We start from the raw sequence: 22,257 nt of genomic DNA on the forward strand, positions 1-22,257 counted from the left end.
CTTCCCATAGAAAAAGCCCTCCGAATATATAAGATGAATTTTCCATTTCATCTGTATACTCAGAGGGCATTATAGCCATCAGAAATCCGCTAACGGTTTTTTAATATCCAATAGGTTAGTCTTTCTTAAAGTTTAACCAACGATCACGAAGATAGCCAACGATGCCCTTTGGCCGACGATCACGGGTAAAGACACCCTTCATGTTTTCAGCACCGATTCTGATCATTCCAGAATCAGTCGTAAAGTCGGCAAAGTTCCACAGTTGTTCACCTTGAACGAAGTCCAACTTATCAAAGATCGCAAAGTTCGCCTTGTAGTAATCAATTTGATATTCTTCGGAATATGGTGCATGGAGCAGCGAGTGCAGTCCAGCAACGGTATCCGCACCAAACTCTGTGAACATGACTGGTTTTTCAGGGAACTTCTCATGCCACTTGACTAATTCGGTTTCCAGATCATGTTTAGCCCCTTCCAGGTCATCAAAGTTGACATACCAGCCATAGTAACGGTTAAGACAAATAACATCTAACAAATCACCAACAAGGTCCTTATCGACATTAGCCATCATAATATTAACCATCGTGATTGGCCGCTTCTGTGGGTCCAACTTTCTGGTGTAATCAATGATTTCTTTGAAGTACTCATGCGCACCCTTTTCATGACTAGCCGGTTCATTGGCAACTGACCACATGACTACTGATGGGTGGTCATGATCACGTTCGATCATTTCACGTAAGGCACGCTTATGGTTGTCCATTGTATCGAGGTGATCCCAGGTGTTGCCCTTTGGGAAGTCACCATTACCACCTAACGAAACATTGAATGTTTCATAGATCCCGACTGCTGGACATTCATCAATCACCACAAACCCTTCACGGTCAGCTTGTCGCATCGCTTCTTCGGAGTATGGATAGTGTGAAGTCCGGAATGAGTTAGCTCCCATCCACTTCATAATTTGATAATCCATATTAACTAACGGCATGTTTTCACCCTTACCATGGGCTAAAGAGTCTTCATGACGGCCAAAGCCCTTGAAGTAGAATGGTTCGCCGTTAATCAAGAAATGATCATCCTTGACTTCAATCGTCCGTACACCAAATTCCTGAGTATAAGTATCTAGTAGTTCGTCGTTTTGGTTGTACAGATTGATTACCAATTCATACAAATAAGCGTGAAGTGGCTTCCAACGATGAGTATGACTAATTTCCAGCGAGCCAGTTAATGATGGGCCCTTTGCAACCACTTGGTGATCTTCATCAACGATTGATACATCAGCATGATCATAATTACCACTGACGTTAATTACTGGGTGGACAGTCGTCTTTGCGCCTTCCGTATCATAATTAACTTCAATGTGCTCAATATGAGTCTTGTTCGTTGTATAAAGCTTTACCCGCCGGTGAATCCCACAGTAGTTGTAAAAGTCAAACCGTGTATGAAGTTTGTAACTACCATCATCATTCTTCTTGAGGTCTGCCGTTGGAATCGTTGTGTTATCAAGCAAGTTCGATACCCGGACCTTTAAATTATTCGCGCCAGCGCGTAGGTAATGGGTAACATCGACTTCAAACGGAGTAAAGCCACCCACGTGGGTCGTAACTTGTTCACCATTGACATACACTTCACAGCTTTGACTAACGGCGCCAAACCGCAATACATTCCGTTTCTTTAGCTGGTCTTGTGGAACATTAAACGTCGTTTCATACCAAAAGTAGCCAAAATGGTTCCGTAATTGCTTATCCATTGTTTGATCATTGAATGAAGCCGGAACCGACATCCACACCGTATCAGTTAACGGAGATTGTGGGTCAACCTTGGACGTTTCCGCCTTGAACTTCCACATACCGGATAAATCTTCGACCGTTCGAGTTGCTGTTTGTTCTGGATATAACATTATATTTTCCTCCATTCTTTATCTAACAAGTGCTGGTTTCTTTGGATCATACTGCCAATGCGGGATTAGATACTGCATGGCTTTCGCATCATCCCGAGCGCCCAAATTATGTTCAAGATACAATTGATGGGCCGCTGTAATTGCGTCCATATTAACTTCAATTCCTAATCCTTCGTTTCGTGAATCAACATGAATCTGTCCATCATGAATCTCGTATGGGTGCTTGGTCAATGCTTGGCCGTCCTGCCAAATCCAATGCGTATCAATTGCATTGATGTGTCCAGGAGCGGCCGCTGCCGCATTTGCTGCCATTGCTAATGAAATGTCGAAATGGTTATTGGAATGAATCCCCCAATTGAGCCCAAACGCATGGCAAACTTTCGCAACTTCGACGGAACCCTGCATCGTCCAGAAATGCGGATCCGCCAACGGAATTGACACAGCGTTCAGGATCAGTGAACTAGCCATCTGTCGCCAATCCGTATCCACCATATTTGTCGCCGTTGGAATGTGAGTTCGCCGCTGAAATTCAGCAAGAATCTCACGTCCAGAAAAGCCATTCTCTGCCCCGCAAGGATCCTCAATGTAATTTAATAAACCTTTCATCTCGCTCGCGTATTGGACCGCTTCGTTCAATGACCACGCACCATTAGGATCAATATCCAATTTTGCCTTAGGGAAGGCCTGGTGAAGAGCCTTCATCACCTGAACTTCTTTTTCGCCGCTTAGGACCCCACCCTTCAGCTTAAAGGTGGTAAAGCCATACCGATCATAGGCTGCTTGAGCTTCGCGAACAATTTGATCCGGTGTCAAAGCCGGTTCACGCCGCACTTTGCCCCATTCACCGTGTTCGTGATCAGCACCGATGTACGGTAAGTCGGTTTGCTGACGATCACCAATAAAGAACAGGTAACCCAGTACTGGCACATCTTCCCGTTGTTGACCATCACCAAGTAACGCCGCGACTGGTTCATGTAAATACTTGCCTAGCAAATCAAGAAAGGCAGTTTCTACAGCGGTTTGGGCATGAATCGTCGTTCGTAAATCAAATGTCTGATTCCCACGGCCGCCTTGATCTAAACTTCCATACTGATGCTTAATTTCTTGTAAGACCCGCTTATAATCGCCAATGGAAGCGTGCATAATAACTACATTACGGGTGAAAAACGGTCCGTGAGCCCCACTTAAATTAAGCAGCATACTATCATAGCCCGCGACCGGGTAGACATCCATCTTCTGAATCACTGGAACTGACATCCGCATCGCCTCCTAATCAAAATGACAATTATTGACGGAATATTGGCTGTGGGAAAGATCATTGATGGCCTTCAGCGGTCGCCTAATTTTCCCATTATGATCATCCGGACGCAGGTCGTATTCGACTTCCTGCCCCAGAGAACGTTGCAAATCTAACGTAACGTGGTCAAAGCAGATATCTTTAATCACGCCGTCGTGATAGCCAGCCATTAAAACACCATTTTCAGCCCGGCATTTAACATTTTTGAAGACCACGTGGCTAATCTCCGCATCCGCAAGCTGCGTATTAGTATCCCGCGGCAATATTGTGATATAAATTGGTTCTCCAGATCCCCACCATTCTTTACTATAGTGCTTAGTTGCAATATCAATATCTTCAAAAATGATGTTACGAGCACTGCCAGGATCGCGTAATTGAAATGCTAATCCCCGATTGGTGTCGCGGACGGTCAGGTGCCGAAAGACACAATTATTAAAATTACCAAAACTAGAACTACCAAATTTAACGGCAGAACTTTGGGTGACAATGTGACAATTCGTCACGGTTAGATTTTCACAATTACCATACTGACTGGTTTCTTCAGTACACTTTGGACAGATCGCATCATCACCAGTGTGAATTTGGCAATCATGAATATAAGTATTCTTGCTTCGATCCACATCAATCCCATCCGTGTTCGGCATCCGGACCTCATTATTAATCGTCACATGACTAATTTCAGTATTTAAATTGCCAACTAAATGCACCGTCCAAAACGGTGAGTTTTGTAAAGTGACCCCTTGAATCAATACATTCCGGCAATTTTCAAAATAGACCATCATTGGCCGCGGATACTTATAAAACTTTAGATGCACCTCATCCTGCTGGTTAGGTAAGATAAACTTCTCGTAATTGCCATCAATCGTTCCATTACCCGTGATGGCGATATTTTCTGGTCCATCCGCATAAATTAGGCCACTAATCGGTGTTTCATTTTTAATGAGTTCAAATGGACCCGGACGATGTTGATAACGCTCTTCATCGCCACTCCCAATCAACATGGCGTCATTTTCCAGATGTAGATCGACTCCACTCTTCAAGATTAAGCTATCAATAGTGTAGCGTCCTGCTGGAATAATCACTTGGCCACCACCGTGCTGACTACAACGATCGATGGCCGATTGTAATGCCCCGGTGGCATTGGCGACCGATTTGAGATCGCGATTGTCTTCTAAAACGTTAATCTTCATGGTTTCCTCCACTCTTCTGCGCAAAAATGGAGGGTCTACTCTCCATTATTAACATTCACTTTACTTCAAAGTAATTGTGTATTCGAATGGTTTCGTTTCGCCAGCAGCCAATTTAAGGTTTCCTTCCTTATCCATAATATCAACTTCATGACCTGCAATATCTGGCAGACCGGCAAATGGTTCGAGACAGACAAATGGTGCATTGGCACCTTCCTTTGTCCACGTACAGAAGTAACGGAAATCATCCAAGTTTAAATGAATTGAGTGCTTCGTCTTTGGTGAACTCAGTGTAACTCCAGTAATACCATCGTTTTCAATGATAATGAGACCATCTTCATACATATCATGATTCAAATCAATATGACTGCCATTAGCCGCTGCTAATTTAATCACCTTGCCATCACGGTATGGGTTAGGCGTCTTGACGATTTCGTATTGCTTTAAATCCAGTCCTGCTGGTTCAAAGTCTAATTGATAATCATTAAACTCACCTTCACCATTGATTGGAATATTGAAGGCTGGGTGTGAACCGAGAGCAAAACTCATCGTCTTATCACCAGTATTTTGAACGTCAAAGTGGAACGTTAATCCCGCATCCGTCAAAGTCCAAGTAATGATGAGCTTAAAGCTAAATGGGTAATACTTACGCGTCTGCTCATTATCCGTCAGGCTGAGTACTAACTTGGTCCCATCATTGGTTTCGACTTTAAAGTCTTGATCAGCGGCAAAGCCATGTTGAGGCATTTCGTATTCCTGACCATTATAGAAATACTTATCTTTTTCTGAACGACCAATTGCTGGGAACAAGACTGGACAATGCTTTGGCCAAACTGGATCATTATTCCAAATGTAGTCAAAATCGTCATCCTTGTTGTACAAGTGCGTTAACTGAGCACCATGCTCATCAATTGCCGCTTTAAATTTATCATTTTCAATTACTTGCATTTTAAAATCCACTTTCTTTGATTGTTGAGGAGGAATCAAATCAATTATTGAATGTCACCGAATTGGAAGTAATCATGAGCATTATTGTAAGCAATATCCTTAGCCATTTGACCCATAAATTCTTCATCAGCTGGGGCTTCACCATTTTCGATCAGGCCACCAAGGTAGTTGCATAATACCCGCCGGAAGTATTCATGACGAGAGTATGAAAGGAAGCTCCGGGAGTCAGTCAGCATGCCGACAAAGTTACCCAGCAAACTGTTTTCGGCCATCATGTGAAGTTGCAAGTCCATTCCACGACGGGTGTCATTGAACCACCATGCACAACCTAATTGAAGCTTTTGCTTAGTTGCATCCGCATCAACACCATTACCGTAGAAGTCACCCATTCCGGAAGCTAATTGCATCCAATCATTTGGATTCAGTGAGTAAAGGATCAGCTTTGGAATGTTGTCTTCTTCTTGCATGTTTTCAAGCAACTTCATGATTTCTTGAGCGAAATCAGCTTGGGTTCCCATGGAGTCACCACCACAGTCAACACCAATCTTGGCAAAGAGCTTGGAGTTAGCATTCCGCACAACGTTACCGTGGAACTGCATTGTCCAGTCATACTTCTTGTTGAGCCGCATTAATTCTTGAATTAAAGCAGTCAAGTAAATATCAACTTCGTGGTCAGTTAATGCATCATTATTGAGACCCTTTTGGAAAACAGCATCAACTTCACTAGCTGAAGCTGGCACAAAGTGGAACGTGTTAATTCCGTGGTCAGATAACTTACCACCTAATGAGCTGAAGTATTCATACCGTTGGTCAAAGGCCTTGGCTAAATCAGCGAAGTTATTAATGTTGACACTGGAAACGTTGCCCAGTTTCTTAATGTAGTCACCGTAGCCGTTGTCCTTGATATTGAAGGCTTTATCAGGACGCATGGCTGGTAAAACTTTAAAGCCGTTGCCCTTTTCTTCCTTCTTTAAAAGCTTGTGGTACTTCAAATCTGAAGCTGGGTCATCAGTGGTGCAGACAACCTTTACATTCATCCGTTGCAATAATTGCCGTGGGCGGAATTCAGGCTTGGCTAATTGTTCATTGGCCTTGTCCCAAATGTCTTTAGCATTCTTTTCATTAATCGTGTCGGTAATGCCGAAGTAGCGACGAAGTTCCAGTGCGGACCATTCATATAGTGGGTTACCAACCGCATTTTCCATCGTCTTGCAGTATGCCTTTACCTTTTCAAAGTCATCACCGTCACCAGTGATTAAACTTTCTGGAACGCCATTTGCTCGCATTAAACGCCACTTGTAGTGGTCACCAGCATTACCTTCGTTGATCCAAACCCGTGCCAAGTTCTTGTAGTTCTTGTTTTCATACATTTCTTGTGGGCTTAAGTGACAGTGATAGTCAATAATTGGCATATCTTTGCTGTCATTAAAAAGCTTCTTTGCCCAATCATTTGTTAATAAAAAGTTGTCATCAATTAATCCCATGATATTGCCTCCATTTTATTGAATCGAAATCAAATCTTTCATCGTAAACTCTAAGTCAACGTTGTAGTCCGCATCTTGCGGGTTCCGATAATGAACCTTGGCTTGACGGGTTTCACCATCAAACCACCAGCCTTCATCCGCTGACTCATAATCATCCTTCTTCAAGAACCGGTGCAGTTGCACACCATCAACGGTCACATTAATCGGTGCCATTTGCGGACAGTAAACTGATAGGTTCATCGTCTCAACCTTGGTTTGGTAATTACCTTGCCGTTGGAATGCGATCTTAACACCATCTTGATGCGCCTGAGCGGTAATGTGCGTTAGGAGTTGGGCACCCTTTTGGTATGCCATCGTTTCGCCATCATCTTCATACAACGTAAAGTCAGCATCTTGCGTTGGTTCAATCAGAACATCCAGATTCTCAATTGTCTGTTGATGAATATTCGTCAAACCGAGGGCGCGTGGAATAACCGCTCCACTACGCATAAACATTGGAATTGATCCCATATCAACTGGAATCGTGATTGTTTGCCCACCTGCATACCGTTGGTTCGTATGCAAATCAATCCAATGTGAACCTTGTGGTAAGCAAACCTGTTTTTCTGTTTGACCCTTGTCAACAACGTTAGCTACCAATAAGGAACGCCCGAGCATAAATTCAAAACTCTCTTCGCTAACGTTCGGATCATTTTGAAATTCATATACCAGTGGCCGCATAATTGGCGCCCCCGTAGTGTGTGCTTCATACAGCAGTGAGTAGAAATAAGGGACGAGTTGGTATCTTAGCTGAATGGCTTGTGCGATGTACTTCGTATAGTTTGGATACATGTATGGTTCAGTAACCGTATTATCAGTGTTTGCGGAATGGATTGAGAACCGAGGTTGGAAAATTCCATTTTGGACCCACCGAACTAACAATTCTGGTTCCGGCAATGGACCAAAGAACCCACCGATATCACATCCTTGGTTGGCAACCCCAGATAGGCCCATGCCAAGGATCGTTGGAATATTGTATTTCAAGCTATCCCAACTAGTGTTGTTGTCACCAGCCCACGTCTGTGCATACCGTTGAATTCCTGCAAAACCAGCCCGGTTAATCACGTATGGACGTGCGTTCGCGTCATATTCATGAACCGCATTTTGGGCCACCTTCGCCATAATTGTCGACATCAATGGTCGAACATCATCCATCTTGCGATCTTTGTGCCCTTCCATATTGATTTGTGCACTACCATCAACCGTTTCGTATTCGTTGTTATCATTCCAAATTGATGTAATGCCATACTTAAGCAACGACTTAGTTAAGTAATACGTCCATGCTTTTCGCCCAGCTGGGTTAGTAAAGTCAATAAAGTTTGCTGGACCACCCCAGTATTGGTTAACCTGATTGTTTTGCCCATCATGATCCTTAATAAAGGCATCACGATTCGACAAATCCTCATTATCAGGGTGCTTTACCAAAATGCCTGGTTTAACATTTGGTGCTAACAATGCACCACGGTCTTTCAAATCATCAACAAACTCTTGTGGATTTGGGAACCGTCGCTTGTTCCAGCGGAAGAAGAACCGCTTTTGGGTTTCTTCGTCCACCACATATCCAGAAGAAAGGAAGAACCCATCACAAGGAATTTGATTCTTCTTGCAGGTGTCAACGAAATCAAGAATGGCTTTATCATCACCCTCTTCAAGCTCCGAGTAAAACATCGTTGAGCCCATATAGCCAAGTGACGACATCGGCATCATTGCGCTCTTCCCGGTTAAATCCGTGTAGTGTTCAACCACATCTTTAATCGTCGGCCCACCAATGAAGAAGGCATCCAACTCACCGCCATCAGTCTCAAAATAGCTGTAACGCAGCCAGTAATTACTGTGTTCACAGTCCATATCAAAGACCGAATCATTTGAATTGTTATAAAACATTCCGCTAGCGATATTGTCATCAGTATTAAAGTCAATGTAGAACGGAATCATCTTGTACAGCGGGTCTGAACGCTTAGCATCCCAACCAAGTGAGTCGGTATTGTGCATCCGCATCCGCCGTTTGTACTTATTTAAGACCCCAGATTTTTCACCGAAGCCATAAAACTTCTCGTGATCACCCATTTGCGAATAATGAATCTGTCGACCATTATCATCTTCAACATACGGCCGTTTAGGTAAATCTTTATGAACAACGTGACCATCCTGGTCAACAATTTCTAAGTAAAATGGATCATCATAAATATGAAGGATATATTTACCATTCGTCACCGTGTAATGACCATCATCAACCTTTTGCAAGTCAATCTGAATTGGTTGTACACGGGTCCGTTCATCCTTCATAAATTCATCAGTCCGGTCTGGCCAGGCCGTTTTAACTAATGCATATGATTCTTCAGGACTAAATTCATTATCAAAAGTCGTGCGAATTCGAATTATATTTTCATCAATTAAATAAATTCTAAAATTAGCGCCATCTGTTTTAAGCTCCAAATAATCATCATGATTATCTACCGAAAGCAACTTTGTACTATTTTTCATTTTTAGCCCCCTAAATAATGAAAGTTAAAGCCCTCAAGAACCACATGCCATGATGGTTCAAAGTAAAACTAATACACCAGATTTTAAGCTGATATAAATTAGTAGTTGGCATATAGTTAACCGATAGCTTCAGTTGAAGAATACGCTTTCATCAATTATATGTCAAGCACGATTCCTTGTATATGTTCAACAATTAGAACTTATTTCTACTATTTATTATTCTCGTTTTATGAACGCTGAGCAGTTGAAATTAAAATTATTTTTTGGATTTTACATTGAAAGCGCTATCTTTTTGTGTTAGAGTTCAAGGTGTCGAAAGGAATTATAGGATATCTTGCAATCTGATATGTCAGTTTTGCTAGTAATATAATTTGCAATTATTTTCAGACTTTCTATAAAACCTTGATGTTCTATTTCTCTTGTTTCTTTTTTGGAGGTTCAATTTAATTATGGATAATAATGGTCAACGTACCGTTACCATCAAAGCCCATCCTTTCGATTGGCGCGATAAGATCGGGTATATGTTCGGTGATATCGGTAACAACTTCTCATTTAACGTTGTTAACTCATTCTTAATGATCTTCTATACCAACGTTTATGGTTTAACTGGATCACAAACCGCGATTGTCTTCCTACTCGCACGAATCGTTGATGCGATCTCCGATGTCGTAGTTGGACGGTTAGTTGATAATAGTAAGCTTCATAAACGTGGTCGGTTTATTCCATGGATGCAACGGATGCAATACCCATTGCTGATCGCCTTAGTACTACTCTTTGTACCAGTGGTTAAAGACTGGTCCATGGTTGGTAAGATGGCCTGGGTTTGGGTTACATACATCGCATGGGGTGTTCTTTACTCAACAGTTAACATTCCTTACGGTTCCCTTGCTTCAGCTATCAGTAACAACCCTGACGACAAGACGTCACTTTCCACTTGGCGTTCAATTGGTTCTGCCTTAGGTGGTTCAATTACTTCTTACGTCATCCCACTGTTCATTTACATTGGCGCTACAAAGCGGATTTCCGGAATTCGGTTCTTCCAAGCGGTCATTGTATGTGCCATCCTTGGTTGGGTTTGCTATGAATTAACGATTCATATGACCACTGAACGTGTTCAAACTCACAAGACCGAAAAGCTTGCTCTTTCACGGATTATGAAGTCCATGTTAGAAGACCGGGCATTACTTGGTTTAGTTTTGACGGACCTTGTGCTAGTTGTTAACCAAAACTTAGCCGGAACCATGATTACCTATGTTTACAACGACTACTTCAAGAACACTGCAGTCATGGGATTAGCCCTAGTTGTTAACACCGCAACGGTTATCTTACTGTCACCATTCAGTCACTACATTGCGACCCGGTTTGGTCGGCGGAACTCTTCAATTGTTGGTTTGATTGTTAGTTTCTTTGTTTACTTAGCACTGTTTATCATTCGGACTCATAATGCTTACGTTTACTTAGCCTTCATCTTTGTTGGTTCACTTGGTTTTGCGGTCTTCAACCTACAAGTTTGGGCCTTCATTACCGATGTTATTGATAACATCGAAGTGCGGACTGGTGACCGTGAAGACGGGATCGTTTATGGTGTGAACTCATTTGCTCGTAAAGTTGCCCAAGCCATCGGTGGTGGTTTCGGTGGATTTATCTTAAGCTACATCGGCTACAAGTCTTCCACTTCTGGTGGTGCCGATCAAACGATGCGGACCATCAATGGATTGTACAATGTTGCAACCTTAGTTCCTGTTGTTTGTGCTTTACTCGCAATTCTTCTGCTATTCTTCGTTTACCCACTTACTCGGGATAAAGTTCATGAAAATGGTAAGATCCTTGCTGAACGGCACTCTGCAAATGCTGAAAGCACAAGTGAAGCAGCTAAGTAAGGTTTCAAGTTACCTACTTGGTAATGAAATTATTAACGGCTGGGATATTAATGCCCAGCCGTTTTTTGAAAGGACCTAATAATGGAAAATAATCGTTTAGACCTCACAACCGGTAAACCCATTCAACGAATTTTACAGTTTTCAACTCCTTTGATTTTTGGAACACTGTTTCAGCAACTGTATAGCCTTGTTGATTCCATCATCGTTGGTCATTTCATTAGTGCTAACGCACTTGGTTCAGTTGGTGCCACCTATTCATTAAATTTTCTAATTATTGGTTTTATGCAAAGCTTCTGTGTCGGATTAGGAATTCCCATCTCGCAAAGCGTTGGGGCGAGCAGTAACCGTGACGTCCAACGTTTCTTCTGGAATGGTCTCTACTTAAGCATCGCCATTAGTATTTTCTTTTGTGTTTTAATGACTTACTACACAGAACCACTACTAATTGCGATGCGCACACCGCAGCCATTACTGCATGATGCCGTCATTTTCATTCGTCCCCAATTCATTTTCATTTGGGTGACCGTCCTATACAACTTTTCTGCGAGTGTTCTTCGCTCACTAGGTGATTCCAGGACCCCCTTTTACACATTAGTCCTTGCCAGTTTATTAAATATCATTATTGATATTGTTTTAATTGGCGGATTTCACTGGGGAGTAATTGGGGCTGCAGTCGCCACAATCATTGCCCAAGCGGTTAGTGCTTTAATGAACATTATTTGGTTAGTAAAAACTTCAACAATCATTAATTTTCGGCATCCTCAGCTGCAATTTTCTGCGCATCACACCTATCGACTTGCTTACATTGCCTTTCCAATGGGCATCGAATATTCTATTTCCGCAATTGGTGCCATCATCATGCAATTTGCTATTAATAGTTTAGGAACCGTCTATGTTGTATCTCAAACCGCGGGTGAAAAAATTCGACAAATGGTTACCCTCCCGATTGAAAGTGTTGGGATGGGGATGTCGACCTTTATCGGACAAAACTTTGGGGCGCACAGTATGGCGCGCATCCGCCAAGGGATTAAGGATGGGATGAAGATCCAAATTATTTACTATGGCATCTGCTTAATCATTATTATGCTCTTTGCAGACCCACTGTCAGAATTAGTGATTGGACACCACCCCGAATTAATTCGTTTATCGAGTCTCTACTTACGTTTGATGAGCTTAACCCTTTTCTTACACGGTACATTAATGATTTACCGTTATACTCTTCAGGGATTGGGATTTAGTTTCCTAGCGATCTGGTCAGGAATTGGTGAATTAATTGGTCGCTCGATAGTTAGTCTAGTTGCAATCATCCTCAATAGTTTTATTGCCGTTTGTTTCATCAACCCAGTTGCGTGGGGACTAGCTGGTGGCTATTGCTGTTGGATGGTTTATCGCCAACTTAAGAAAATTGCCGGTTCTTTTACAAGGGAGGTCAACTAAGTTAAAATTGTAAGATATAATTTGATGAAATTTAAAGGAAGCAACAAGTATGGATACAAATATTCGCAGAAATGCCTATGACCAGATTAAATATAAGATCATTCACTTTCACTACTTACCTGGTCAGAAGATTTCTGAAAAAATGATTTCAGAATCACTCAATCTTGGACGAACCCCCGTCCGTGAAGCATTAATTAGAATTGAACGGGAAGGCCTCATCGAAGTGATCCCGCAAAGCGGAACCTACGTCACCATTATTAACATGACCTCCGCTAAAAACGGTCGGTTTGTTCGTGAATGCATTGAACCGAAAATCATGCTTGAAGCCATGACTAAACTGACTCAAGAAGGGTTAATGAATTTATTAGTAAATATGCAACATCAACGTGAAGCGGCCCAAGCAGAAGAGCCTGATCACTTTTTTGATCTTGATCAAGACTTTCACCACGAATTCTACAAAATCGCTAATAAGAATGATGTTTGGAACTGGCTTCAGTTAAATAACACCCAATTAAACCGTTTCCGACGGCTCCGGCTAAAAGCTGCGAACCTGAATTGGCGAAAGTTAGTCGAACAACACCAAAAGATTCTTAAAGCAGTTCAAGCGCAAAACGTGGATAATCTTGATTACCTAATTCACGCGCACCTGCACTTGATGCTCGAAGAAAAAGCCTTAGTGACTCAACAATTTCCTGACTACTTTGGGATTGAAGACAATTAAAGAGGGTGATACCACTATTATTTTTGATTTTATTGTAAGCGCTTTATTCGATAGAAGGAGATTACTATGTCAAACGAATTTAAAAATGAATTCTGGACTGCCACTGCCGGAGACCTTTCCCAAAAACGGACCCCATTTGATGCACCGGACTATACAGATCAACCGACTGACGGTTCAGCCAAAATCGTCGTTGACCCAATGCAAAAGTTCCAAGATTGGTTAGGTGCCGGAGCAGCGATTACTGACTCCACTGCCAAGTTAATTTGGAACCAAAGCAAGGAACAACGGAGTCAATTGCTTCATGAATTATTCGATCCCGAGCAAGGGGCTTTTTCAATGATTCGGGTGCCAATGGCATCTTGTGACTTTCAAAGTCAAGATGAATACTACTCATATGACGATGTGCCATTTGGCGAACACGATCATGATTTAGAACATTTCTCCATTGGTACGGGAACACCGGGGTGCAGCAGACGCGACTAAGGATCTGAAATACATTGTGCCGGTTCTTCAAGAAATCGTAAAAATTAACCCCGCAATTAAAATCATCAGCTCACCATGGTCTGGGCCAGCTTGGTTAAAGAATACCGGTCACCTCAGTCAAGGTGGTCACCTCCGTTTTGGTGAATATACTGGTAATGGTTTTGCTCACAAGGATCATTTCGAAGCCGTTTACGCCAACTACTTCGTTAAATATATCGATGCATACGCTAGCTACGGTATTCCAATTTACGGCTTAACCATTCAAAACGAACCTTCCAATGCTGCTAAGTGGCCAGCCATGATCTGGACATTTAAGCAATTAGCCGAATTCGGTTATAAATACCTCCGGCCACTCTTAGATGAAACTCACCCAGACGTAAAACTCTACTACTGGGACGGATCATCGAACGTTCTCGATAAGCCATTATCCGCATACATCACACCGCAAGAAGCAAGCGCCTTTGATGGCTTTGCCTTCCACACGTATGACGGACCGTACACCAGCCTCTTTAAAGTTAGTCGCGAATATCCGAACTGGAAGTTAGCGATGACTGAACGGCGTTGCCTGTACTCTGACACCGTTGAAGATGCTTCACACATCATGTTTGGCTTAATCGGTAACTGGTTAGTCCGGAATGGCTTAAACTTCATTACCCTTTGGAATTTAGCTCTAGATGAACGAGGATTACCAAATGCAGCTGGTTCCACCGGCCGCCGTGGTGTCGTTACCATTGACCATGCCACTGGTAAAGTCCAACGGAACCTTGAATACTACATGCTCCGTAATTTATCCCAAGATATTCCGGCTGGCGCAGTCCGGATTGGTTCATCTAGCTACTCTCCAGATGGTTATACAGGTGGAATCTCATCAACTGCCTTCCTCAGTGATGATGGTTCAATCGCTGTCCAACTCTATAACCCAACTGGTAAAGAACTTCCTGCTAGTCTGTACATTAATGGGCATTCCACTAAGTGGCAAAACGTGATGGTTCCAGCTTGGGGAACCGTAACCGTTCATAAGTCGAATGGCACGATGAACGAAAGTGCACCCCGTCCTGATGAAGAATTTGAATTGAATCCTACTAAGCTGGGTCTTTCCGATGATAAAGCTCCTGGTAAGGGAATTAATGCCAAGAAGAATGATTTAGTTTAAACAAGATTACAATAGTACAGCCCACAAAAAAGGGACCCTCACAATAACGTGAGGGTCCCTTTTGAACTTGACAATTATTTGATATCTAATTGCTTATTATCAACACCGGTGCGGACAACTAACACATCACATGGTGCATTCCGCTTAACGAACGACGTAACTGAACCAACCATAGCCCGTTGCAGCCGTGACATCCCACTGGCACCCATTACCAGGAGATCGTTCTTATGATCCTTCGGAAAATCAAACGCAATCACTGTCTTTGGATTACCAAGCCGAATGTGAATATCGATATTGTCGAAATCATCATCCTGCTTAACTTTTTTAAGCAGGTCCTTCAAGTAGTCCGTAGCCTTATCTACCAATTGGTAAGCAATGCTGCCGTCTGACATGCCAGCAAAGTTATATGCCATCGCCCGGGTATCCACGACATTGAGCACGTCAATGTGGGCACCATTCCGCTTCGCAGAAATAACCGCCTTGGCAAGCGCCGCTTCTGCTTGCTTAGAACCGTCCACTGATACCAAAATGTTTTCGTATTCTTGATCCATAATCAACAGCCTCCAATCAATCAACTATCATTCTTATTTTACCACATTTGAAGCTTTTCAATGCACTATTCCCGGCTTAGCCGTTCGATTGTCCGAGCCAAATTGACTTTGTCGTAGAAGTATCATACAATCAAAAACAACTAATAACTTAATTATCTTAAGTTTAAACTACTATCGGTTATTGATAATTGTGAGGTTGACTTAATGGATCAAATTGACAAAAAAATTCTGAATATGCTACAAGCGAATGCCCGGGTCTCACTAAAGGAAATGTCCAAGGCGTGCTTCATTTCATCACCTGCCATTGCAGCTCGAATCACTAAAATGGAGGAGGCCGGGATCATTACCGGTTATCACACCAGCATTAATCGTGAAAAACTTAATTTCCACGTTAAGGCCTTTATCATGGTCCAACTAGAACCTAACCAAAAAAGAGAGTTCTATCCCTTTGTCCAATCCATCCCCAACGTCATCGAATGTAATTGCATCACCGGTGACTATTCAGAAGTAATGGAAGTAATCTTTCCATCTACAAAGGACCTGGATGATTTTATTAACGAAATCCAAAGGCGCTTCGGAAAAACGAGCACGCAGATTGTCTTTTCCACCAGTGTCGACCATCGTGGTGTCAAATTAAATGACCATTAATAATTAACCGCTAATCATCATTGCTGTTGCAAGTGATTAGCGGTTATTTTTTATTTAAGTTCTAGTAATTGTTCAATTTGATCCAATCGTTTCTTCAGAACTTGTAAAGCATCTTCAAGATACTGACCATTCGTTACGTCGACCCCAGCCCGCCGCAAAATCGTCACTGGGTCTGCCGAACCACCGGCCTTCAAAAAGTCGAGGTAGCGATCGAGTGCGCCATCCTGCTTGGTCCAAACTCGTTCAGACAACGCCGTCGCAATCGCCCATGACGTTGCATACTGGTAGACATAGTAATTCATATAGAAGTGCGGAACGTACGCCCATGCTTGGGTATCCGTGCCGACCAGCTTGACGGTTGGCCCATAGTATTTCTCAACCAGTTGCCGGTTCATCTGATCCAAATAGTCTGCCGTGAGTGTCCGTCCGCTTTGTTGTTCACGGTAAGCGGTATTTTCAAACTCCGCAAATTGTGTTTGCCGATAAATCGAGCCGATAAAACCATTGATCGATTGCTCTAAAATGAAAATCTGCAGCTGCCGATCCTCCTGATACTTTTGTAGTAAGTACTCCGTCAGAATATTTTCATTAAAAGTCGATGCCACTTCTGCAAGAAAGATTGGTGCATCCGCGTACTCGGAAGGTTGGGCGTGCTGACTAAACCAGCTATGCATCGCATGTCCCGATTCGTGCGCCAACACAAAGGTACTATATAACTTATCCGTCCAATTCAATAGGATAAATGGATTAGCTTGATAAACACCCACTTGGTAACCACCAGAACGTTTCCCGCGGTTTTCCGCCGCATCAATCCACCGGTGATCAAACTCTTTCTGCAAGCCCTCGAGGTAGTCTGGCCCCATCACCTTCATCGCATTCAGGACCAACTGCTTCCCCTGCTCAAAGGTTGTCCGCAAGCGATCTTTGCCCGCCAACGGCACCCCAATGTCATATTGGTAGAAGGGATCTAAATGCAAAGCGCGCTGCTTAATCCCGTACCACCGGTGCGCCAAATCCAAGTGTTGATTTACGGTCTTGACCAACGTATCGTATACCTGCTCATCAATTTGGTTAACCGCTAATGCCGCTTGTCGAGCACTCTTATAATGGCGCAGTTTCGCAATCGAATTGCGACTATCAATAAAGCTATTCAAGGTTGCAGCAAACGTATTCCGTAATTCGTGATATGGCTTTTGGTAAGCTAATACAGCTGCCTTCCGTACATCACGATCTAATGATTCAGTGAACTGACTCCGGTTACCGTGAGTTAGTTCCACTTCATTCCCCTGTTCGTCCTTAATCGTGCCAAAGTGTAAATCAGCATCGTTCAGCGTATTATAAACTGTCTCCGCACTATCCAACGATCGACTCAGCTGACTCAGTAGCTGTTCTTCGCTAACAGTCAAAACGTGTCCTTTTTGTAACCGGACCTGTTCCAATGCATATTTGAATTCACTCAGTCCGGACACTTCCGTCAGCCAGTAATCTAACTGATGTTGGTCAAGGCTAACGATTTCAGGATCCATAAAGGAAAGGGCCGTTTCGATTTCAGTGGCCGCTGTTGCCGCCTTCCCATACAACTCAGTGGCCGCTGCATCCGTCGTATCACTATCGCGACGCAGAAAAGCATAAACGTATTCCCGTTCTAATTCTTCATTGATTACCTTGGCTGCTTGCAGTGCCTGAAGTAATGTTTGGCCCTCATTGGCGGCTAACTTACCAGCCAATTGATGCAATTCATGGGCCTTCTTTACCGTTTCCTGTAATTGTTCTTCCATTGCTTCGTCGTTTGGATAAAGTAACGTCAAATCCCACTTGAGTGCCGTAGGAACTTCTTCACGACTCGGTAACTGTTGTTTTTCACTCATTATGATGCCTTCTTTTTATCAAACGAATCTAAGTATTTAACATATTTTTCACGATCTAATTCATGTTCGGATTCCCCAATTACCAAAGTGGCAATTGAGTTTCCAACCACGTTCACGACCGTCCGACCCATATCAACGAACCGGTCAATTCCAGCAATAAAGGTTAAACCGGCAACGGGAACCCCGATTGTCGAAACACTGGCTAGTAAGACCACGAAGGAGGCGCCAGGAACCCCAGCCATTCCTTTCGAAGTAATCATCAAAACAATCAATAAGGTAAATTGGTGCTCCCACGTTAAATGAATGCCATACGCCTGGGCCAAGAAGATTGCGGCTAAGGATTGGTAAATGGCCGACCCATCGAGGTTAAAAGTATAGCCCGTTGGAATAACAAAGGAAGCAATTCCCTTTTCTACCCCCATTTTCTGCGACTTTTCAATTAGCCGGGGCAAAGTGACTTCAGAACTGGCAGTTGAAAAGGCCAGAACGATTTCTTCCCAAATGGCCCGCATCGTTTTCCAGTAATGTAGATGGAACATCTTGGCGACGATACCAAGCACCACAACACAGAAGAAAATCATGGTGAGGTACGCTAGCAGCACAAAGTATCCTAACGGCAGCAAGGCCTTGAGCCCCATTTCGGCAATCGTCATCCCAATCAACCCGAAGACCCCAATTGGTGCATACTTCATGACCCAATTTGTCACTTTGAACATCACTTCGGAAACACTGTTTAAAAATTGCACAACGATCTTGCCCTGCTCACCAATTGCAGCTAAGCCAAGCCCAAAGAAGACGCTGAAAAAGATTACCGGCATCATGCCACCATCACTGATGGATTTAAAAATGTTGGTTGGAATAATTGCTAAAATTTGATCCCAAAATCCGGTATGTCCCTTGGCCGCTTTCGCTGTTGCCATATATTTAGAAATATCAGCGGCGTGTAAGCTCTTGATATCAATAAACGAACCCGGGTGGGCCAAATTGGCAACGATTAGACCCACGATGATCGCAATCGTCGTTAAAACTTCAAAATAGATGATGGTTTTTCCACCAATCCGACCGAGTTTATGAAAATCACCGATGTTGGCAATGCCGACCGTCAGACACGAAATCACAATTGGCATCACGATCATCTGAATCAAGCGTAGGAAAATAGTTCCTAAACTCTGCATTACCACAATTGCAGACTGATTCTTATAAAAAATCACCCCACAAATAATCCCGGCAATCAAACCAATAAAAATCTGCCAACCAAGACTCAGGCGGCTAATTCGGTAGTGCTTCATTAACTACCCCTCCGATCATAATTTCTAAGCTTTAATTTTATCATAGTTTTGTAATTTACGCGTGTTCACCAGCCTGCAAAATTATAGTATGATGGCTTTTAGAATTTAATTTTAGGAGGACAGCATGATTTCTCGGAAAACGGCAAATAGTATTAACGGCCGCATTGCCTTTTTAGCCATCTCAATCATTATTAATTCGTTTTTTAACGCCTCACGGTTTTACACAGATGGGGAGCGCCATTTGGACGGCCTCCGCGGTCAGTCTTAGTCACTGGACGCATATCTCATTAGGCAATATCCTGTTTCTAGAAGGCGTCGTGGTTGCCTTTACTAACCTAGCCCTCCTCGGGCGCTTCGACTGGTTCCGTCTCGTGCGTAATCTCTTGTTTATTACCCCATTTAGCTACTTACTTGCGGGATTTGAAACGATGTTCGTTAAAATGGGCGTCCCGCAGCTCGCACTTGGTTGGCGAATCTTACTCGATATCGGGGGATTGTTTGGGGTGGCCGCAGCCGTCTCACTCTACCAACGGGCCAACATCATCATGCACCCAAATGATGATCTTCCATATATTCTCCGTTTCCGGTTTATGCATGGCTCCCCCGTTTATTCCCAGTGGATGAGCAACGTTCCACCACTGATCATTGTTGTATTAGTATTCGTGATTAAGGGTCATTGGTACTCATTTGGTTTTGGAACGATCTACAATATCCTGACGCAGGGCTACCTGATTGGATGGTCCGATCATCACTTTCTCCCGATTCTCCATCACCACCTTGAATTCAAAAATTAAACTACAAAAAAACGTCCCGTTTGAATTTCTTCAAACGAAGCGTTTTCCTTTGCCAGTCAGAAAATTACCAAGACTTCTTTCACTATTCAATTATCATTATGCCTTCACAGACGTTAAATCGAGTTTGTCTAAAATTTGATTGACGCTAAAGCCGAAGTGTTTTATGACTTCAGTACTATTACCACTAACACCAAAAAGTTCCAATTCCGTAGACTTAACCATCGAGGTCGACAAACTCATACCAGCTTTGACTGAGTCCAATTTCAATTGAAACCCGCTTAGTTACCTCTGTTGGTAAAACACTGTCATGATAACCTTGTGGTTGTTCTTTCATGGCATCGGCACGACCCGTGCCTGATAGCCCCACTTTAGCTAATCGTTTCCGGTCAGCCATCACCAAGTGATCCTCTAAAACGAACGCCATTCTAATCCCTTGTGATAGCAGACCAGTAGTAGCATCAACTCCCGGATTCACTCCATATTTCGGATGACCCGGGGTTCGTGAACCTAGTTGCCGAAAATCCTTTAAGTCCTGAATGGTTGATCCAAAGTGGTTGAAGTACAGCACACTATACAGAAGCGCCGAAGCATGTCCAGACGAAAGTACAACCGATCTCGATTCATCCGTTGTGGGTCGTCTTCTGGATTAAATCTCATCCCCTTTTCATACAGGGTATTATCCATCGATGCTGCATACAAGACCACACCATTTCACTAACCGTCTGATACAATTATTCTGCTTTAACTAAGCGTAATTGGTCAAAATTAGTTCTAAACTGCTGACCCTTCTTTAATTTAACTTCTTGATTTACTACACTACTGCCTTGATTCCCAGGAATATTTTCAATTTGACCATTAGCTTCATCTTCAACCTGTACCATTCCAGAGTTGGTATTTGACGTTTTAGCAATCCGATAATCACCAGGTTCTAGATCAGTGCCAACTTCCCAAACACCGGCTGTCAAATCCGTCTGGCCTGCTCGGGTCATATGATCAATTGGATGAAATCGGACTTTCGTTTTTTTATTAATTGTGAGCTTGTCCCCCCTTTTTCAGTTCCATCGTATATGACGTAACGTGATTGCTTGACTTTTTTGCGCCAATGGTCACCTTCATTTTATCCCCCTCGATAGTTGCTTCTCCTTTCGGAACAGTAATCCGATAGTAACCGGGTTTTAATTGGTCACCAACTCGAACCTTTTTTGCACTAATTACTTTATCCCTTTGTTGTGCTGCCTTGGCGGTAATAGTTGTTAGCGGCACTGCATTAGCCACCAATGGTTCACCAACCGTCGTAATTGTTACAGCCATAGTAAGCGCAATTAATTTTTTGTTCATGTGGATAACCCCCTTCAATAATTGTCTACTTTTTTATCATCTTCATTTTAAAAGTATTAAATACCACTCGTCAATTTATTCGTTTTGCAGACAAACAAAAAAGGGCATCTACTGATAACCGCAAATTAAAGGAATAGTATTATTTCACAGAATTCAATGGTTCCTGCATTTGGTCCTTCGATGTTGAAGAACTTAATTCCCTTATTCCAGAATGCTACGGTTGCTTTTAAATCATCCGTTGGCATTCCAATGTGTTGTAAATCGTCGAAGTATCCAGCTAAACTCTTGTTAAAAGCCATTTTAAAATCCTCCTATTTATACCTAGTTACCAATATCCAATGCTTGGTGCTTCAGCTTTGGGAAAATGTGGCGATCCGCCCAACCAGTAATAGCTCCTTGGAAAGCCAACGCAAATAGCGTCCCTAAACCAAAATTGTAGATTCCACCCTGCATAATTGCGGCGATAATAGCCATGATTGTCGGTGGAATATATGACATCCACATTGAAATTGAGGCATTCCCATGACAGTACCGGAAACGAATAATTTGATACAAGTCATCAGCTGGATGAAGGACCAAGTTAACCCGTTGGTAAATGGAAATCGCCGTTCCAATAAATGCGACCCCTAAAAATTAATGAAAACGTAGAGAATCACCATTGGTAACGTCGTGACGTCTGGCATAATCCGGTTAAAAATATCTGAGAACCATTGAATTAATCACAATTGAGAAAGCAAAAAACGCCCAGCTGGCCGTCAAAGA

17 protein-coding genes and 3 pseudogenes are annotated in these 22,257 nt (G+C 42.8%); 6 read left to right on the forward strand and 14 right to left on the reverse strand.

The window, feature by feature from the left end; translation table 11 throughout:
• Positions 1-115 precede the first annotated feature (115 nt).
• The 6 genes from uidA to AC1EKL_RS08200 are packed head-to-tail and all read right to left on the reverse strand — an operon-like array spanning position 116 to position 9,333.
• Complete coding sequence (uidA, locus tag AC1EKL_RS08175) at positions 116-1,894, reverse strand: beta-glucuronidase (RefSeq protein WP_480189663.1); 1,779 nt, start codon at positions 1,892-1,894, stop codon at positions 116-118.
• Between the two features lie 18 nt (positions 1,895-1,912).
• Entirely contained in the window at positions 1,913-3,151 is a 1,239-nt protein-coding gene (locus AC1EKL_RS08180) for an enolase C-terminal domain-like protein (protein ID WP_480189664.1), read from the reverse strand.
• A gap of 12 nt (positions 3,152-3,163) precedes the next feature.
• Entirely contained in the window at positions 3,164-4,381 is a 1,218-nt protein-coding gene (locus AC1EKL_RS08185) for a glycoside hydrolase family 28 protein (protein WP_480189964.1), read from the reverse strand.
• A gap of 60 nt (positions 4,382-4,441) precedes the next feature.
• The gene (locus AC1EKL_RS08190) at positions 4,442-5,326 is read right to left on the reverse strand and encodes an aldose 1-epimerase family protein (RefSeq protein WP_480189666.1); all 885 of its coding nucleotides are present in this window, start codon (positions 5,324-5,326) and stop codon (positions 4,442-4,444) included.
• Between the two features lie 44 nt (positions 5,327-5,370).
• Positions 5,371-6,810, reverse strand: coding sequence for a glucuronate isomerase (gene uxaC / locus AC1EKL_RS08195; protein WP_480189667.1), 1,440 nt, complete (start codon positions 6,808-6,810; stop codon positions 5,371-5,373).
• A 15-nt stretch (positions 6,811-6,825) separates the two neighbouring features.
• Positions 6,826-9,333, reverse strand: a complete 2,508-nt coding sequence (locus AC1EKL_RS08200; RefSeq protein ID WP_480190275.1) for a glycoside hydrolase family 31 protein — start codon at positions 9,331-9,333, stop codon at positions 6,826-6,828.
• A gap of 449 nt (positions 9,334-9,782) precedes the next feature.
• Here AC1EKL_RS08200 and AC1EKL_RS08205 point away from each other — a divergent pair, with 449 nt between their 5' ends.
• The 4 genes and pseudogenes from AC1EKL_RS08205 (at position 9,783) to AC1EKL_RS08220 (ending at position 15,007) form a co-directional block, all read left to right on the forward strand.
• Positions 9,783-11,213, forward strand: coding sequence for an MFS transporter (locus AC1EKL_RS08205; protein ID WP_480189669.1), 1,431 nt, complete (start codon positions 9,783-9,785; stop codon positions 11,211-11,213).
• Between the two features lie 81 nt (positions 11,214-11,294).
• On the forward strand, positions 11,295-12,650 hold the full coding sequence (locus AC1EKL_RS08210; protein ID WP_480189670.1) for an MATE family efflux transporter: 1,356 nt from the start codon (positions 11,295-11,297) through the stop codon (positions 12,648-12,650).
• Between the two features lie 49 nt (positions 12,651-12,699).
• Positions 12,700-13,371 carry a GntR family transcriptional regulator gene (locus AC1EKL_RS08215; RefSeq protein ID WP_480189671.1) on the forward strand — a complete coding sequence of 224 codons (672 nt, stop codon included), beginning with the start codon at positions 12,700-12,702 and terminating at the stop codon, positions 13,369-13,371.
• A gap of 66 nt (positions 13,372-13,437) precedes the next feature.
• A pseudogene (locus AC1EKL_RS08220) lies at positions 13,438-15,007 on the forward strand (glycoside hydrolase family 30 protein).
• A gap of 74 nt (positions 15,008-15,081) precedes the next feature.
• Here the strand turns inward: AC1EKL_RS08220 and AC1EKL_RS08225 are convergent.
• The gene (locus AC1EKL_RS08225; RefSeq protein ID WP_480189672.1) at positions 15,082-15,558 is read right to left on the reverse strand and encodes a universal stress protein; all 477 of its coding nucleotides are present in this window, start codon (positions 15,556-15,558) and stop codon (positions 15,082-15,084) included.
• A 204-nt stretch (positions 15,559-15,762) separates the two neighbouring features.
• On the opposite strand from AC1EKL_RS08225, the gene AC1EKL_RS08230 reads away from it, so the two are divergent.
• Positions 15,763-16,206, forward strand: coding sequence for an Lrp/AsnC family transcriptional regulator (locus AC1EKL_RS08230; protein ID WP_480189673.1), 444 nt, complete (start codon positions 15,763-15,765; stop codon positions 16,204-16,206).
• Positions 16,207-16,256: 50 nt separating this feature from the next.
• On the opposite strand, the gene pepF is transcribed toward AC1EKL_RS08230, so the two are convergent.
• Positions 16,257-18,074 (reverse strand): oligoendopeptidase F, encoded by a 1,818-nt coding sequence (gene pepF / locus AC1EKL_RS08235; RefSeq protein WP_480189674.1) that lies wholly within the window; start codon positions 18,072-18,074, stop codon positions 16,257-16,259.
• Positions 18,074-19,363 (reverse strand): dicarboxylate/amino acid:cation symporter, encoded by a 1,290-nt coding sequence (locus AC1EKL_RS08240; RefSeq protein WP_480189675.1) that lies wholly within the window; start codon positions 19,361-19,363, stop codon positions 18,074-18,076. Before AC1EKL_RS08240 ends, pepF begins: the two co-directional genes overlap by 1 nt.
• Before the next feature lie 124 nt (positions 19,364-19,487).
• Here AC1EKL_RS08240 and AC1EKL_RS08245 point away from each other — a divergent pair.
• Positions 19,488-20,157, forward strand: a pseudogene (locus AC1EKL_RS08245) (DUF6198 family protein).
• 214 nt (positions 20,158-20,371) lie between these two features.
• Here the strand turns inward: AC1EKL_RS08245 and AC1EKL_RS08250 are convergent.
• The 5 genes and pseudogenes from AC1EKL_RS08250 to AC1EKL_RS08270 all read right to left on the reverse strand — a co-directional run.
• Entirely contained in the window at positions 20,372-20,725 is a 354-nt protein-coding gene (locus AC1EKL_RS08250; RefSeq protein ID WP_480189676.1) for a transketolase-like TK C-terminal-containing protein, read from the reverse strand.
• A gap of 163 nt (positions 20,726-20,888) precedes the next feature.
• Positions 20,889-21,122, reverse strand: a complete 234-nt coding sequence (locus AC1EKL_RS08255; RefSeq protein WP_480189677.1) for a hypothetical protein — start codon at positions 21,120-21,122, stop codon at positions 20,889-20,891.
• 61 nt (positions 21,123-21,183) lie between these two features.
• Entirely contained in the window at positions 21,184-21,495 is a 312-nt protein-coding gene (locus AC1EKL_RS08260) for a hypothetical protein (protein ID WP_480189678.1), read from the reverse strand.
• A gap of 125 nt (positions 21,496-21,620) precedes the next feature.
• Positions 21,621-21,794 (reverse strand): hypothetical protein, encoded by a 174-nt coding sequence (locus tag AC1EKL_RS08265; RefSeq protein WP_480189679.1) that lies wholly within the window; start codon positions 21,792-21,794, stop codon positions 21,621-21,623.
• Between the two features lie 22 nt (positions 21,795-21,816).
• Positions 21,817-22,211: pseudogene (locus AC1EKL_RS08270) on the reverse strand (DUF6198 family protein); the annotation flags it as partial.
• Between the last annotated feature and the right edge of the window lie 46 nt (positions 22,212-22,257).

This window comes from Limosilactobacillus sp. C0001E2 (genome assembly GCF_056590915.1).

Bases quoted from the DNA above. Each gene is read 5' to 3' on its own strand.
- uxaC (WP_480189667.1), bottom strand. From the start codon at position 6,810: ATGGGATTAATTGATGACAACTTTTTATTAACAAATGATTGGGCAAAG.
- AC1EKL_RS08225 (WP_480189672.1), bottom strand. From the start codon at position 15,558: ATGGATCAAGAATACGAAAACATTTTGGTATCAGTGGACGGTTCTAAG.
- AC1EKL_RS08260 (WP_480189678.1), bottom strand. From the start codon at position 21,495: ATGAACAAAAAATTAATTGCGCTTACTATGGCTGTAACAATTACGACG.
- AC1EKL_RS08240 (WP_480189675.1), bottom strand. From the start codon at position 19,363: ATGAAGCACTACCGAATTAGCCGCCTGAGTCTTGGTTGGCAGATTTTT.
- AC1EKL_RS08205 (WP_480189669.1), top strand. From the start codon at position 9,783: ATGGATAATAATGGTCAACGTACCGTTACCATCAAAGCCCATCCTTTC.
- AC1EKL_RS08210 (WP_480189670.1), top strand. From the start codon at position 11,295: ATGGAAAATAATCGTTTAGACCTCACAACCGGTAAACCCATTCAACGA.
- AC1EKL_RS08190 (WP_480189666.1), bottom strand. From the start codon at position 5,326: ATGCAAGTAATTGAAAATGATAAATTTAAAGCGGCAATTGATGAGCAT.
- AC1EKL_RS08265 (WP_480189679.1), bottom strand. From the start codon at position 21,794: ATGGCTTTTAACAAGAGTTTAGCTGGATACTTCGACGATTTACAACAC.
- pepF (WP_480189674.1), bottom strand. From the start codon at position 18,074: ATGAGTGAAAAACAACAGTTACCGAGTCGTGAAGAAGTTCCTACGGCA.
- AC1EKL_RS08185 (WP_480189964.1), bottom strand. From the start codon at position 4,381: ATGAAGATTAACGTTTTAGAAGACAATCGCGATCTCAAATCGGTCGCC.
- AC1EKL_RS08180 (WP_480189664.1), bottom strand. From the start codon at position 3,151: ATGTCAGTTCCAGTGATTCAGAAGATGGATGTCTACCCGGTCGCGGGC.
- AC1EKL_RS08215 (WP_480189671.1), top strand. From the start codon at position 12,700: ATGGATACAAATATTCGCAGAAATGCCTATGACCAGATTAAATATAAG.
- uidA (WP_480189663.1), bottom strand. From the start codon at position 1,894: ATGTTATATCCAGAACAAACAGCAACTCGAACGGTCGAAGATTTATCC.
- AC1EKL_RS08230 (WP_480189673.1), top strand. From the start codon at position 15,763: ATGGATCAAATTGACAAAAAAATTCTGAATATGCTACAAGCGAATGCC.
- AC1EKL_RS08200 (WP_480190275.1), bottom strand. From the start codon at position 9,333: ATGAAAAATAGTACAAAGTTGCTTTCGGTAGATAATCATGATGATTAT.